Genomic DNA, 15,157 nt, shown 5'->3' with positions numbered 1-15,157 from the left:
ACATCTGACGTAGTCCTTGGCCAAGGAGATTGCCAATGACCGTCCGACTTGCCCTGCCGTTCCGCCCCCGTCTGCCACATCTGTCTATCCGTGGCTTTGGCCGCCGTATCCTGATGGGCGGACGTGTGGGGGATTTGCGGCGTATGCCCCGCTATGTGGCTGTCGCCCTTTTGGGCACCACCCTGATCTGGGCGCCATTGTTGGGCTACCTCAAATCCGCACCACTGTCGTTTCGGTCCACCACCTCTTTGATCTTGCCCGGGTCCGGGGCCTCGGCGTCGATGAACCTGAACGGCATCGGGCAGGCGTCGTCCTATGCCAATTCGGCCTTCGCCAGCAATGCCGTCAGCCCGACGGAGACCTACAAGCGCCTGTTGGGCGCGGACCGCATTGTCGATGCCACCGCCCGATCCCTTGGCCTGACGCGAGAGGCGCTGGGCGCCCCGCGCGTTCGATTGGTGGACCAAACCAGCCTTATCCATATCGAAATGGAGGGTCCAACCCCTGAGGACGCACAGGCCAAAGGGGTGGCCCTTGTCGCGGTTTTTCTGGCCGAACTTGACGCCTTGCGCGCCGACGAAGTGCGCGCGCGGGAGACAAGTGGATCGCAGGCCATCACCGAATACCGCGCGTCGGTTGGCATGACGCGGGCCCGCATCGAAACGTTGCAAAATCAAACGGGGCTGATGTCTGTCGACCAATATAACACCTTGGTGGATCGGCAGTTGTCGCTGGATGCGCTTATTTTTGAACGGCGCGCAGGCGTGAACGAACGGCGCGCCCGATTGGCCGCATTGGAGACGCAATTGGGCCTGGGTGTGCAGGCGGCCGCCGCGACGCTGAAGCTTTTTGCTGATGGCGGGTATCTGGCCCTGCTTGACGATATCGCCCTTTCGCAAGTCGCCCTGTCCGAGGCCAACGCCCGCTTCGGGTCGCGTCACCCGCAGGTCGAGGCCGCCCGAAATGCCCGCGATGAGGCCGCCGCCGCGGCCGCGCAACTGGCGCAGACCGTGACAGGCCTGAACGCAGACACCTTGGCGGGCCTTGATCTGGCGCCCCAAGGTGCACGGGCTGAGCTTTTGGCGGAGCTTGTTCGCCTGCACGTTGAACTTGAGGCCGCAACAGAAGAGCTGTCGACGCTCATTGCGCAACAAGCCGACGGGCAGGCGCAGATTGACAGCCTCGCCCCAGTGGCGGCGGAAATGCAGGATCTGGAACGGGATTTTTCGGTGTCGGAGGCCGTCTTTGCCTCGGCCATTGCCCGCAACGAATCCAGTAAATCCGACGTCTATGCGTCATATCCGTTGGTGCAGGTCCTTGAAGATCCGTCCTTGCCCAACGCCCCCTCCTCGCCCAATCGGAAACTGGCCGTGCTGGCGGGTATTGCCGCCACGCTGATGCTGATCTTCGGGCTGTCATTGGGCTGGATCCGCAACGCCCTGATCTCGTGGCTTCTGGTGAAATCCGGTGGGTCCAAATGACCGCGATGAACCCCGTTGAGGCGGGCCTTTATCGCACCTTGGTCTGGACGTGGCCCTTTTATGGGTTGGGCGCGCTTTATGTGGTGGGGCCAGTCATCGCGTGGCTTTTCGGGGCGCTGGCTGTTGTGGTTCTTTATCTGGGGCCAGCGGTGCGGGAGGACATGCGCGCAACGGGTCCGATCCCTGCGGTGGTGTGGGGCTGGATCATCGGCATGTTTGTTCTATTGGTTGCCTTGTGGGTCGGGCACCTTGATTGGGGGCTTGGTCTTAAACAGACGATAAAATCCTCCATCGGTTGGGCCAAGGGCTGGGCGTTGTTGGCGCTGTTTCCCTTGATTGGCGCAACACTTCCGATCCGTCGGGAGGTTCTGGTGCGGGGGCAATGTGTCGTTGGCCTGTGGACCCTGATCCTGGCCCCGGTCCTTCTTGTGGCGCCCTATATCGGGCTGCCGGAACGCATTTTCACCTCCCCCCTCAAGGCGATCGGCGGGCCGGGGCCTGAATATTTCTCTGTTTTCTTCTTCACATGGGATCCGGCGAGTTGGACGCCGCGCTGGCAATTCTACGCGCCGTGGTCCCCCTTTGCCGCCCTTCTTGGGGTCGTCATGGTGCTGTTCGCCTTGGAAGAAAAACACATCAAATGGCGCAGCATCGGGATTGCTGCGGGCGTTTTGATGATCCTTGCCTCTAAATCACGGATGGGCTTGGTCGGGTTGGTGGCCTGCACCATCGGGCCGCGCATGATGCCGTTGTTGTTGCGGGGCTGGGCGTGGCAAATGGCGGCGGCGGTCACAGCATCAATGGCCGTTTTGGGCACACAGGTTGCCATGGCCGCACTGGACGCTGTGGCCGCGTTCAAAGGCGCACGGGCCGACAGCACACGGGTGCGCGCCACCTTGCAACGGATTGCCTCGGAACGTTGGCAGAACGATGCCTTCTGGTTTGGGCATGGCACCGTACAGCCGGGCAGTCATGCGGTCGAATACATGCCCATCGGCAGTCATCACACGTGGTTCGGGCTTTTGTTTGTCAAAGGTTTGGTGGGGCTTGTTGCCTTGCTGGTGCCGTTCGTGTGGCAAACTGCGCTGGCCATGAAGGATGCTACACTGAGCCCGCGTGGATATCTTTCTATGGGGGTGATGATGACGCTGACGTTGTTGTCCTTTGGTGAGAATATCGAGATTGAGGCCTATCTGCTTTGGCCTGCCTTGATCGTTCTGGGCATTCACGCCCGTGAGGTGGCCCAGTCGCCGGATGGCATGTGACGCATGGGGCGCGGAGCCTAAACCCTGCCGCCGCTTGCATATTCCTGTAGCCTGCGTAGATATCCAGTATGACGGATGATGTTGATACAATACTGCGGGTTCTGCCCCAACGCCTGAAAGACGCGCGTAAGGCCCAAGGGCTGTCACTGGACGCCATCGCGAACCTAAGCGGGGTGTCGCGGTCTATGGTCAGCCAGATTGAACGGGGCGAAAGCAGCCCGACGATTGCCACCCTGTGGAACCTGACCCGCGCGCTGAAGGTCGATTTTGCGGGGCTGATGGGGCAGGACGATGTCGGCGACCGCGTGGATGTTTTGCGCGCCGCTGAGGTGCCGACGATCGATAACATGGGCCAAGGCTGCCGTATCGCGATCCTGTCCCCGCCGGAAGATGCAGGCGGGCATGAGGTCTATGATATAAGGTTTTCGGACAACGGATCCCTCAAAAGTGACCCCCATGCGCGCGGGGTGCGCGAACAGTTGAGTGTGTTGGAGGGGCGCGTGCGCGTCACCTCAGGCTCTGCCAGCTGCGATCTGCGGACAGGAGACACGGCGCGGTATGCGGCCGATATCGCCCATGAGATCACGGCGCTGGACGGGCCTGCCCGTGTTTACCTGATCGTGAAGTCGCAGGGATAACGCGGGCGGACTTAACAGACAAAAATACGTCATAACGGAAATTAAATATTGCGGATAAAAATCCGCCATGACAGAAAATGAGGCAAAGGAGCTTTCCGATGCCCTGTTCATTCCTGTCCGACATCACGGATACCTTGGCCCAAATCCGCGCCGATGGCCTGTATAAAACCGAGCGTCTGATCACATCGCATCAGGCAGGCGCTGTGCGGGTACAAGACCGCGATGTCATCAACCTGTGCGCCAACAATTATCTGGGGCTGGCCAATCATCCCGACCTGATCGCAATGGCGAAAGACGCGATGGACGGTCACGGCTACGGCATGGCCAGCGTGCGGTTCATCTGCGGCACACAGGATCTGCACCGGACGTTGGAACAGCGGCTGGCGCGGTTTCTGGGCAAAGACGATGCAATCCTGTTTGCCGCGTGTTTTGACGCCAACGGTGGTCTGTTTGAACCGCTTTTGGGTCCAGAGGATGCGGTGGTGTCTGACAGCTTGAACCATGCGTCGATTATTGATGGCATTCGATTGTGCAAGGCGAAACGCCTTCGCTACGCCAACAACGATATGGCCGCGCTTGAGGTCGCGCTGCAGCAGGCGCGGGCCGGTGGCGCCCGCCATGTGATGATCGCCACGGACGGTGTGTTTTCCATGGACGGCACACTGGCCGATCTGCCGGCAATCACGGCACTGGCGGACAAGTACGACGCTGTTGTGATGGTCGATGATTGCCACGCCACGGGGGTCATGGGGCCGCGCGGGGCGGGTACGCCGGATCATTTCGGGGTAGACGTCGACATTTTGACGGGCACGTTGGGCAAGGCGTTGGGCGGTGCGATTGGCGGCTACATCGCCGCGCCCCAGCCGGTGATTGATCTGTTGCGCCAGCGCGCGCGGCCTTACCTGTTCTCAAACTCTCTGCCGCCTGCGGTTGTCGCTGCCGGTTTGACGGCGATTGATCTGGTGGAAGACGGTGCCGATCTGCGCGCGCAGCTTTTCGACAATGCCGCGTATTGGCGGGCGGGGCTTGAACGGCTGGGGTTTGATTTGTTGCCCGGTGAGCACCCGATTGTCCCCGTCATGCTGGGCGACGCCCAGTGGGCACAGGACATGGCGGCGCGTCTGTTTGAGGAAGGTGTTTTCGTGTCGGGGTTCTTCTTTCCGGTCGTGCCCCACGGGCAGGCCCGCATCCGCACACAGATGAATGCCGCGTTGACCCGCGCTGATCTGGACCGCGCGCTGGCGGCTTTCGCGACCGCAGGGCGTGCCCTGGGGGTGATCAAATGACAGCAAATGAGATGACAGCCCTGGCCAAAACCCTTCCCCGAGAGGGGTTGTGGCAGATCACCGCCCCGGTGCCGGACATCGGCCCCGATGATGTACTGATCCGCATCAATGCCACAGGCATCTGCGGCACTGATATCCACATCTGGAACTGGGACGACTGGGCCGCGGGCACCGTGCCCGTGCCGATGATCACGGGACACGAATTCGCTGGTGAGATTGTCGAGATCGGACGCAATGTGTCTGGCCTGACCCGTGGCCAGCGCTGTTCGGGGGAGGGGCATTTGATCAGCACCGACAGCCGACAATCCCGTGCGGGCAAATTTCACTTGGATCCGGGCACGCGCGGTGTGGGTGTCAATCGCCAAGGGGCTTTTGCGCAATATCTGGCGCTGCCTGCGTTCAACGTGGTGCCTTTGCCCGATGATATTCCCGACGACATTGGGGCAATCCTTGATCCGCTTGGGAACGCTGTGCACACCGCGCTGAGCTTTGATCTGCTGGGCGAAGACATCTTGATCACTGGCGCAGGCCCCATTGGCATCATGGCCGCCGCCATCGCCCGCCACGCGGGCGCGCGCCACGTGGTGCTGACGGACGTGAACCCCTACCGGCTGGCGCTGGCTGAACGGGTCGTGCCCAATCTGCGCACGGTCAACGTGGCCCATGAGGATTTGGGCGATGTCGCGCATGAGTTGGGTCTGAAACAAGGCTTTGACGTAGGGCTTGAGATGTCGGGCAGTCAAAAAGCCCTCGACCAGATGGTCGAGGCGCTGGTGATGGGGGGCAAAATCGCGCTGCTTGGCATCCCGCCCGGCCAATCGCCCGTCGATTGGTCGCGCATCGTGTTCAAGGCGATCACCATCAAGGGCGTTTATGGCCGCGAGATGTTTGAGACGTGGTACAAAATGATCGCCATGCTGCAAAATGGTCTGGACGTCAGCGGCGTGATCACCCACCGCTATGACGTGGCCGATTTTGCCAAAGGGTTCGCACAGATGAAATCGGGCCAGTCCGGCAAGGTCGTGCTGAACTGGCGCTAGGGCTTAGGGGTTCTGCGCGGCCACTGCTTTGTATTGGGTGCGCACGGCTTCTGACTGCACCGTCATGGCCACGCGGACGATTGGGCGGTCGGGCTCTTGGCTGCGCCTCATCGCACCGATCGCGTCGCCGTCGCAGACCATCTGCAGGCGCGTGTCCTCAAACGTGAAAAGGGCGGGTTGTTCGGCTGCGATGATCGCGGCCACGTCATGGAGGTAACACTGATAGGTGCCCGTGACCTCTTCGTAGAACCGCATGTAGAACTGGCCGATGTCGCGCAGAAAGCCGCCGGCCTTGGGGCTTTGCGCGGCCAATTCATCAAAATCGGCCTGATAAAAGCTGATCAACGTGGTCACATCGAGGCCCACGACGAGGATTTCTGTTTCGGTGGGCGTGCTGAACACGACCTCAGCCGCGTGCGGGTCGTTCCAGAAATTGGCCTCGGCCTGGGTGGTGACATTGCCGCCCGCATCCAGCGACCCGCCCATGATGACCAGCTGCTTGAGGTTGTCCAGAAACGCAGGATCCGCCTGGATCGCCCGCGCCACGTTGGTCATGGGCCCGATGGCACAGAGCGTGATTTCACCGGGGCTGGCGGCGGCCATGCGCACCAGATAGGCGGCGGCTGTCTCATCCTGGGGGGGGATCGCAACCTCACCAATGTCCACGTCGCCAAAGCCTGTGGGGCCGTGCACGTAGTCAGACGGCGGGTTCGGCGTGATCTGCAACGGGGTCTCCGCCCCGCGTCGCACGTCGGCTGTGGCACCGGTGGTTTGGGTCAGCCAATGGGCGTTGCGATAGGCGTTGTCGACTGTGACATTGCCAAACACCGATGTGATCCCAATGAGGTCAATTGCGCTGTGGGCGTGGGCGTAGAAATAGGTCATGGCGTCATCTACGCCGGGGTCGGTGTCGAGGATCAGTTTCATCGGATCGGGCCTTGCGTCAGGTTTTATGGGTGAGGATGTCTGCAGCCACATCGCGTTCAGCCGCTGTGAGGGGATCGGGCGAGGTGCGGTGATGAAGCGTGCTGAGGGCGAGTGCAAACAGAACGTCGCGTCCCTCAAGCGGCAAACCCTGCGCTGCTGCGGTCTGCAGGGGGGCGCCTTGTGCGATCAGTTTGATGCAGGATGAATCGCTTCGGGTGTGTTCGGTGACGTGGGCGCGCACGTCGGTGGCCGGATTAAGATCGGCAAAGTTGCGCGGGCCGACGTGGGGGGAGGTGTTTGCGATCAAGGTATCGGGCCGCAGATGATCCGCATGTGCCATGACCAGTGCGGCCGCACGGGCAGAGGTGACGAAGACCACATCGACAGTCCGCACCGCAGCGCCGTCCCCGACATCATGGCAATCGTGAAGCGCGCGTACGGCGGCCACTGGATCTGCGTCAATCACCGTGACACGCGCGCCCATGGCCCGCGCATGGGCCGCAATGCTGCGTCCTGCTGGATCATACCCGATGACGCCCACAGGGCGGCCTGCGATTTGCAGGTTCGTGATGTCAAGCAGCGCCATAACCGCGGCCTGACCCAAGCCAATCTCAATCGCGTAAAGGTGGCCCAAGGCGGTGGCATCAAGCGCGTGGACGGTGCCGTTGATCGTCACCTGCGCCGCGCCGATCACGACATCGGCGTCTTGGCCCCACAGGGCGGTGACCCCGGCCTCTGCCAAGGCTGCGGCCAGACCCTCCGCCGCCGCCGACCGGTCCATATCCAGCGCCACCTGCAGGCCGTCTGTATCCAGCCGCGCCAAAGCGGACCGTGTGAGCGGTAGATGTCGCAGGGCCCAATCCTGTGCGGCGGTCATAGGGTGATCCTGTCGATGAAATCTGCGTGGTTATCGGTTTGCTCTGATCGCGGGGCGTCCAGCGTGACGCCAAGGCTGTCCAGCTTGGCCGCTGCGATGCTGTCGTCCACGGCCCTTGGCAATACGTGCACGCCGGGGTCCATCGGGGTGTTCACCAGATAATGGGCGCCAAGGCCCTGGACCGCGAAGGTGAGGTCCATAATCTCAACCGGGTGGCCGCTGCCGCCTGCGATATTCACCAGCGCGCCATTGGACAGCACATGCAGGTCTTTGTCCGGCAGATGGTAAGTCACCATGTCAGTCGCGCCTTGTGTGGTGCGCTGGGCCATGGTCGCCAAGGCCTCCACATCAACCTCTAGATCATGGTGGCCTGCGTTGCACAGGATCGCGCCATCCGGCAGGGCGTTGAATTCGGGCGTGGTCACGGCCCGCATTCCGCCCGTGGCGGTGATCACGAAATCGGCGTCGGGCAAGACATCAGCGGCGGTGCCAACCACGTGGCCGTCGATATGTGCCTCAAGCGCGCGGACGGGGTCGACCTCAACCACGCGCACTTTGGCCCGCAGTTTTGACAGGTATTCCGCGATGCCACGCCCCACATAGCCGTAGCCCACGATGACGCAAACGGCCCCAGCGGCCTGCCGGTTTGTCAGCATCAACATGGCCTGCACGGTGGTCTGGCCCGTGCCATAGCGGTTGTCGAACAGATGTTTGCAGCGTGCATCATTGGCCGTGAGCGCGGGAAACGGCAGTTTGCCAGCGGCGGCCATGGCGTGCAGGCGCGCGGTGCCGGTGGTTGTTTCTTCGGACACGCCTTTGAGACGCTTGAAGACATCGGGGCGATGGATGCCCACCCGCATGGTGAGTTCCGCCCCGTCATCAATGATGTAGTCGGGTTCGAGGTCGGCGGCGGCGCGTAGCTCTTCCTCCCATGTGGCGTGGGTGCCGCCCGCCTCGGACACGACGCGGATGCCTTTGTCGCGCAGGGCGGCCACGACGGAGGCATTGGTGGTGAATGGATTGCTGCCCGCCGCGATCACATCAGCGCCTGCGTCGGCCAGCACCTGCGCCAGATAGGCGGTCTTTGCCTCAAGATGCACAACGACGGCAATGCGTTTGCCCGCCAGGCTGCCATCGCCCACCGTGCGCCGCACCAGCCCGTTCATCACCGGCGAATAGCGGTGCACCCAATCGATGCGGTTGCGGCCTTCATCCACCAGCGCCTGAATGTCGGGGCCGTTGTGGTCAGTCGGGTGCGGCGTGTTTTGATCCATGGAAGGGGTGGTAGCGCGCAGGCCGGACCCCGTCAAACCCCGCGCCCTATGCCAAACTGGGCAACCAGAGCACGATCCATGGGAAGGCCACCAGCAGCGCAATGGTCACGCCGTCAGCGATGAAGAATGGCGTCACCCCCTTGAACACGTCCTGCACGCTGAGGTCATCGCGCACGCCAGCCACCACAAAGCAGTTGAGGCCAATGGGGGGCGTGATCAAACAGAACTCGGCCATTTTGACCACCAGAATGCCGAACCAGATGGCACACATGGGCCCCGACATGCCAAAGGTGCTGTCAGCGGCGGCCACATCCGCCCCCCCGTTCAGCGCCATGACAGCCGGATAGACCACAGGCAGGGTCAACAGCAGCATGCCAATCGCATCCATGAACATGCCCAGCACCGCATAGGCCAGCAGGATGCAAATAAGGATCAACATCGGGTCCATGGTCAGGGATGTGATCCAGTCGGAAAAGGCGGCGGGCAATTCGGCAAAGCCCAGAAACCGCACATAGATCAGCACGCCCCAGATGATGGTGAAGATCATCACGCTGAGCTTGGCGGTTTCCAGCAGCGCGTCTTTCAGTTGCGGCCAGCGCATGCCCCGGTAGAGCGCCATGAGGAACACGACGAAGGCCCCGATCGCGCCGCCCTCGGTCGGGGTGCCCCAGGCGTCACCGCCAAAGGGGTTGTAGACAAAGCAGATGATGGTGACGACGACAAAGACGATGGGCAGGGCAGGCGGCAGGGAGGCAAAGCGTTCGCGCCATGTGAATCCTGTGACCGGCGGGCCGAAGCCCTTGATTGTCAGCGCCATGCCGATGATCAGCGCCGCGTAGACAAAGGCCGAAAACAGCCCCGGAATGAAGCCCGCCAACAACAGCTTGCCCACGTCCTGTTCCACGATGATCGCATAGATCACCAGAATGGCAGAGGGCGGGATGAGCGACGCCAACGTGCCGCCTGCGGCCACAACACCGGCGGCGAATTGTTTGTTGTACCCGATCTTGAGCATCTCGGGGATCGCGATGCGCGCAAACACGGCGGACGTGGCGACAGATGCACCCGATACAGCCGCAAAGCCTGCGGTGGCAAAGACGGTGGACACGGCCAACCCGCCCGGCACCCAGGCGATCCAGCGTTTGGCGGCCTCAAACATCGCTTTGGTCAGGCCCGCGTAATAGGCAAGATAGCCAATCAGGATGAAGGTGGGGATCAGGGACAAAGCCTGTGACGACACCTTGGAATGGGGCACCTGTCCGGCTGTTTTGGTGGCCACGGTGAGGGCCCAGCCGAAATCGTCCATGGCGAAATCCTTGCGCGCCCAGAAAATCCAGATCAGCCCGATGAGGCCCGCAAGGCCCGCGGCAAAGGCCACGCGCATCCCCAGCACCACCATGACCAACAGGCCACCGGTGACCCACAATCCAATATCAATCGGTTCCATGTTCTTCAGTCTTCCAGCTGTTCGGCTTCCATGCGCGCCTGTGTGGCGGCATCAGCAATCAGGGGGACGGCAATCGCCTGTCCGGTCACAACGGCGCGCCCATAGGCCCAGACCTGCAACAGCAGGCGTGCCACCAGCACGCCAAAGGCCAAGGGGGCCATCAGCTTGGCGGGCCAAATTGGCAGGGCGATGTCCATGGAACTGTCGCGGCTCCACATGGGGGCGGCAAAATCAAAGCTGCGTTGGAAATGCGCCCAGGATCCCCAGACAAGCAGCACCATCAGGATCAGCACCGCCAAGGTCGTGATCAGTTCAGTGAGGTAAAGCGCACGGCCCTTGAGCTGCCCCACGACGATATCCATGCGGATATGACCGCCTTCGCGCATGACCCAGGATATGCCCATGAACGCGATCAGGGGCATGGCTTGTTCGATCCAATCCACATAGCCGGGCAGCGGGTTTTGAAAGGCATTGCGGCCCGTCACGGACACGACGGCCAAAACCATCAGACCGAACACCGCCAACCCGCTGATCAGGGCAAAGGCCCGTTCGAGGCGCAACAAGGCGCGGTCCAGTTTGCTCAGCGTGCTGTCATCGGTCAGCACCAAGGATGCGGTGGCCATACGTCATGCCCCCTTTGTTCAAATGTCAGTATCGCACAGAAAAACCCCCGCGCCGGTCGGGCGCGGGGGCATTGGGGTTTACGATCCGTCGGCGATCATGCCGGTGACCATATCGTACAGCTCTTGCGCGGGCAGGCCGGCGGCGCTGTTTTGCTCGATCCACGCGGCGGCGGCTGGCGCTGCTGCGGCCTCTTTGAACGCAGCAATTTCATCGTCTGAGAACGACACGCGGGTGATGCCGCGCTCTTCCAAGGCGGGGCCCCAAGCCTCCATCGTGGCGCCGTTGTAGTTGGCGATGTAGTGATCCAGCGCCTCATCTACGGAGCCGAGCAGCGCCTCACGGTGATCGTCGCTCAGCCCATCGAGGGCGTCGGTGTTCACGACCACGGGGCAATTCACAGTGCCCGGGTTGAGGTTTTCCGTCCACCACGTCGCGTTCTCAATGGTGCCGAATGACATGTGCGCATGGGGGGCGAAGGCCACGGCCTTAACCACACCGCTGTCCATTGCCTGACGCACCTCGGAGGCAGACATGGACGTGGGCACAGCACCGACGGTTTCCATCGCGGCCCCGATGCCACCCGTGGCACGCACGCTGAGACCTTCGAAATCAGTCAGCGCGGCAGGGGCATCGCCCACACCGGCGATATTGTACTGGGGCAGGGGCGACGGCATCAGCAGGGTCGCATTCCAACGGGCCAGATCGGCCACTGTCGCAGGGTGCTGGTAGACGGCCATCGACAGCTCAACCTCTTGTTCAAGGGAGCTTACGCCAAGAAACGGCAACTCAAGCACGGTGATCGAGGGGTTCTTGTCGCGGTGATAGCCCGCGCAGAACTGGGCCATTTCAAACGCGCCGATGGAAATGCCATCGAGGTTTTCGCGGTTGTTGGACAGGCCGCCGTAGCTGATGTTGAGGGTGAATTCACCGCCTGTTTTTTCGTCCACCAGCTCTGCGATTTTTTCCACGTGGGCGGTGAATGCGCGAGGCGAGCCCCACAGCGACACATTCCATTCCTCCGCCACAGCAGTGGTGGCGCAGGCAGTTGCAAGGGCGGCGATGGCCGCACGGTTCATGAATTTGGACATATTGTTCCTCCCAGAATCTATGTGAGGAAGAGTGTAGCCCCATTTGACCCCAAATCACCTATGAAGAAAAACGCGCGCGGTTTTGCGGGGTGCCCTGCGGATTTCCGCAGGGGTGTTCGGGGGCTATAGCAGCGCGTCTTTATCAAGGCCCAGCTTGACGATCTTTTCGTTGAGGGTGCGCCGCCCGATGCCCAAAGCCTCTGCCGCGTCGTCCATCCGGCCAGCGTGCGCCTGAATGGCCTTGGCGATCATTTGGCGTTCAAACGCGGCGACAGCTTCACGCAGGCCGGGGCGTGTGGGGGCCTGTGTTGCATCCGAGGCCAAGGCATCCGCCATGGTGCCGCCGCCTTGGCGCGCCAGAAACACGCGCCGGTCGGCCACATTGCGCAATTCGCGCAGGTTGCCCGGCCAGTCGTGGGCGATCAGCGTGGTCAGGTCCGCTTCGGTCAATTCGGGCACGGGGACATCTTGCGCGGCGGCACTGTCTTGCAAGAACCGCAGTGCCAGCATCGGCACATCATCCAGCCGCGCGCGCAAGGGCGGCAGCGACAGGGTGAACCCGCTGAGACGGTAAAGCAAATCCGCCCGCAACCGCCCGTCCGCCACAGCCTGTTCGGTGTCTTCGTTGGTGGCCGATACCACGCGCAACGTGACCTGATCGGGCACGCCTTGCCCTTGGGCCAACACTTCGCCCGCATCAATCAGACGCAGCAGCGTCGGCTGAAGGGGCGCAGGGCAGGCGCAAATCTCGTCCAGAAACAACGTGCCGCCATTGGCAGACTGCGCGATATGCGGCAGCTGTTCTGCGTTGATCTGGGCGGCGTTCACCGCCACGAACGGCCGGTCGCCCCGCCCCGACAGATCATGCAACGCCCGCGCGGTCAGGTCCTTACCGGTGCCGGTCTCGCCGGTGATCAGCACCGACGCCTCACTGTCGGCCAGCAGTGCGATCATATCCCGCAGCCGCTGCATGTCGGGCGTCTGCCCCAACAGGTGACGGTCCAGCCCCGTGACCTCACGCAGGCGGGTTTTCAGGCGGTCATTGCTTTGGCGCATGCGGTGTTGGTCAGAGGCATGGCGCAGGATCAACAACAAACGTTTGGGATCAAACGGCTTTTCGACAAAGGAATAGGCGCCGTTGTTCATCGCCTCGACCGCTGTTGGGATATCCCCATGAGCGGAAATCAGAACGACGGGTGGGGCATCGTCCAGACTGCGCAACAGATCAAGGCCGGACATATCCGGCATCCGCACGTCCGACAGGATCACATCGGGGCTGAATTGCGCCACCCAGCGGGGGACTTCGGTCGCGCGGGCCAGCGCCTTGGCGGTCCAGCCTGCGGCCTCTATCAAATCCACAAGGGAGGAGCGCATGGCGCGGTCGTCGTCGATGATCAGCACGCGGGTGTCGGTCATTGCTCGGCTCCTTGGGTCTGTGGTGGGCTGCTGTGCCTGCGCGGCAACGTCACGTGGAACACAGCGCCTCCCGCGGCGCAGTCCTGCGCGGTGATTGTACCGCCGTGATCGGTGACAATGCCCGCGGAAATCGTCAGGCCCAGACCCATGCCCCGCCCGCTTTCGCGGCTGGTGGCAAAGGGTTCGCGCAAGTCATCAAAGCTTTGCCCGCGCAACCCGTGGCCCGTGTCGGCCACCGCAAACCATACCGTATCTGCTTCCCCACCCATGCGGATCGTGACGTTTTGCACGTCCGCGTCCTCCACCGCATCCAGTGCATTGCGGATGAGGTTCGTCATCACCTGCTCAATCCGCATTTTGTTGCCCTCTAGCGTCAGATCGCCTGCCACATCGTCCAGCAGCACGTGGGCCCCGCGCGCGGCAATTGTGGCCTCCATCAAGTCCAACGTGGCTGTCATCGCGGCGCGCAGATCAAAGACCTCAAACCGATCACGCCCCTTGCGGGAAAAGAATTTCAGCTGACGGGTGATGTTTTCCATCCGCGCCACGAGCCCTTGCATCTTGTCGTGCAGCGGCGTGGCCCCCACCGTCATCTCGGAGGCCGCCAGCTGGTTGCGCATGGCCGCGATGGGCTGGCCCAATTCATGGGTCACTGACGAGGCCAACTGGCCCAGCGCGGCCAAGCGGCCCGCGCGTTCCAACTCTCTTTGCGTTTTTTGCAGGCTGGCTTCGGCGGCGCGGCGGTCCTCAATCTCAACCGCCAATTGGGCGTTGGCAGCCCGCAGGGCGGTTTCTTCGCGTTCGGAGCGGCGCAGCGCGGACCGGATGCGGCGCACGCGGGCCACCTGAAACACACTGAAACTGATCAAAAGCAGCGTCAAAAACGCCCCTGTCGCAAGCCACGCCCGCGCCCACGCCGCATCATCGGGCACAAAGAAATGCAGCGTCCAGCCGTTGGGTAAATTGCCGGTTTGCAAGTACAGCAGCCGTTCTCCATCGAGCACCGCCGATTGCGCAGACACGTCCAGTGCGGCGTCCAGCGGGGCCAACCCTTCGGCGCCGAACTGGCGGGAGGCAACGATCCGGTCGCGTTGACCTTCGCTGAGTTTTGTCAACGTCCGGTAGCGCCACGCAGGGTCTGAGGCCAGCAACACCACGCCGTCGTCATTGGCCAGAATGATCCGCTCTCCAGAGGCCTGCCAATTGTCCTGCACCTCGGACAGATCAACCTTGATCGCAATCACCCCGCGATCCGGAGGCGTCGCGGCGCGCACAGCGAGTGCATAGAAATACCCAGGGATGCCCGTGGTGGCACCGATGCCGTAGAATTCGCCCAATTCGCCGCGCAGGGCGGCCTGAAAATAGGGGCGAAACCCGTAGGATTGTCCTTTGAAGCTGCTGGGCGTGGCCGCGTTTGAGGCGGAGACGGTCAGCCCTGTCCCGTCCATCAGATAGATCGCGTCAACCCCGGCACTTTGCGAAAAGCGCGCCAAGCGGCGGTCCAGATCAGCCGCAGGGGCGCCTGATAATGTCGCCACAACCACCGGATCCAGCGACAGCAGGAACGGCAGATGGGCGAAATGGCGCAATTCGGACGTGAGCGTACTGGTGTAGAGCGTCAGGCGGGCGGCGGCGCGGTCAATCTCTTGTGTTTTGAAATAGGAGAACGACACGACATGCAGGCCCGCTGCAAGCACCCCCAAAAGGGCCAGCACACCCACCACACCAAGTCCACGCATCGTTCCCATGGCCTAGACGTGACGTGGCATGGCGCAAAAGGCAAGATCACCCGTC

At 62.3% G+C, this 15,157-nt stretch carries 13 protein-coding genes; 5 read left to right on the top strand and 8 right to left on the bottom strand.

Annotation, left to right across the window (positions count from 1 at the left end; genetic code table 11):
• Positions 1–35: 35 nt before the first annotated feature.
• The 5 genes from PSJ8397_RS05510 (at position 36) to tdh (ending at position 5,710) form a co-directional block, all read left to right on the top strand.
• Positions 36–1,481 (top strand): GumC family protein, encoded by a 1,446-nt coding sequence (locus tag PSJ8397_RS05510; protein WP_085863602.1) that lies wholly within the window; start codon positions 36–38, stop codon positions 1,479–1,481.
• Positions 1,478–2,746 (top strand): O-antigen ligase family protein, encoded by a 1,269-nt coding sequence (locus PSJ8397_RS05505; RefSeq protein WP_085863601.1) that lies wholly within the window; start codon positions 1,478–1,480, stop codon positions 2,744–2,746. The genes PSJ8397_RS05510 and PSJ8397_RS05505 overlap by 4 nt, the downstream gene beginning before the upstream one ends.
• 68 nt (positions 2,747–2,814) lie before the next feature.
• On the top strand, positions 2,815–3,384 hold the full coding sequence (locus PSJ8397_RS05500; RefSeq protein WP_085863600.1) for a helix-turn-helix domain-containing protein: 570 nt from the start codon (positions 2,815–2,817) through the stop codon (positions 3,382–3,384).
• Between the two features lie 98 nt (positions 3,385–3,482).
• Entirely contained in the window at positions 3,483–4,670 is a 1,188-nt protein-coding gene (locus tag PSJ8397_RS05495; protein ID WP_085863599.1) for a glycine C-acetyltransferase, read from the top strand.
• Positions 4,671–4,681: 11 nt separating this feature from the next.
• Positions 4,682–5,710 carry an L-threonine 3-dehydrogenase gene (tdh, locus tag PSJ8397_RS05490; protein ID WP_085863598.1) on the top strand — a complete coding sequence of 343 codons (1,029 nt, stop codon included), beginning with the start codon at positions 4,682–4,684 and terminating at the stop codon, positions 5,708–5,710.
• A gap of 3 nt (positions 5,711–5,713) precedes the next feature.
• Here the strand turns inward: tdh and PSJ8397_RS05485 are convergent, their stop codons facing one another.
• From PSJ8397_RS05485 to PSJ8397_RS05450, 8 genes are all read right to left on the bottom strand, one after another.
• Positions 5,714–6,637 carry a nucleoside hydrolase gene (locus PSJ8397_RS05485; RefSeq protein WP_159453092.1) on the bottom strand — a complete coding sequence of 308 codons (924 nt, stop codon included), beginning with the start codon at positions 6,635–6,637 and terminating at the stop codon, positions 5,714–5,716.
• Positions 6,638–6,653: 16 nt separating this feature from the next.
• Positions 6,654–7,514 carry a Rossmann-fold NAD(P)-binding domain-containing protein gene (locus PSJ8397_RS05480; RefSeq protein ID WP_085863596.1) on the bottom strand — a complete coding sequence of 287 codons (861 nt, stop codon included), beginning with the start codon at positions 7,512–7,514 and terminating at the stop codon, positions 6,654–6,656.
• On the bottom strand, positions 7,511–8,788 hold the full coding sequence (locus PSJ8397_RS05475) for an adenosylhomocysteinase (protein WP_085864260.1): 1,278 nt from the start codon (positions 8,786–8,788) through the stop codon (positions 7,511–7,513). The genes PSJ8397_RS05480 and PSJ8397_RS05475 overlap by 4 nt, the downstream gene beginning before the upstream one ends.
• A 46-nt stretch (positions 8,789–8,834) precedes the next feature.
• Positions 8,835–10,235: a TRAP transporter large permease gene (locus PSJ8397_RS05470; protein ID WP_085863595.1), complete on the bottom strand. Its 1,401-nt coding sequence runs from the start codon at positions 10,233–10,235 to the stop codon at positions 8,835–8,837.
• Between the two features lie 5 nt (positions 10,236–10,240).
• The gene (locus tag PSJ8397_RS05465; protein WP_085863594.1) at positions 10,241–10,858 is read right to left on the bottom strand and encodes a TRAP transporter small permease subunit; all 618 of its coding nucleotides are present in this window, start codon (positions 10,856–10,858) and stop codon (positions 10,241–10,243) included.
• 78 nt (positions 10,859–10,936) lie between these two features.
• On the bottom strand, positions 10,937–11,947 hold the full coding sequence (locus tag PSJ8397_RS05460; RefSeq protein WP_085863593.1) for a type 2 periplasmic-binding domain-containing protein: 1,011 nt from the start codon (positions 11,945–11,947) through the stop codon (positions 10,937–10,939).
• Positions 11,948–12,070: 123 nt separating this feature from the next.
• Positions 12,071–13,363, bottom strand: coding sequence for a sigma-54-dependent transcriptional regulator (locus PSJ8397_RS05455; protein ID WP_085863592.1), 1,293 nt, complete (start codon positions 13,361–13,363; stop codon positions 12,071–12,073).
• Positions 13,360–15,111: a sensor histidine kinase gene (locus PSJ8397_RS05450; RefSeq protein ID WP_235000599.1), complete on the bottom strand. Its 1,752-nt coding sequence runs from the start codon at positions 15,109–15,111 to the stop codon at positions 13,360–13,362. The genes PSJ8397_RS05455 and PSJ8397_RS05450 overlap by 4 nt, the downstream gene beginning before the upstream one ends.
• Positions 15,112–15,157 lie beyond the last annotated feature (46 nt).

Source organism: Pseudooctadecabacter jejudonensis, assembly GCF_900172275.1.
Lineage (GTDB): Bacteria > Pseudomonadota > Alphaproteobacteria > Rhodobacterales > Rhodobacteraceae > Octadecabacter > Octadecabacter jejudonensis.
This window is presented reverse-complemented; position numbering and strand designations above follow the sequence as displayed.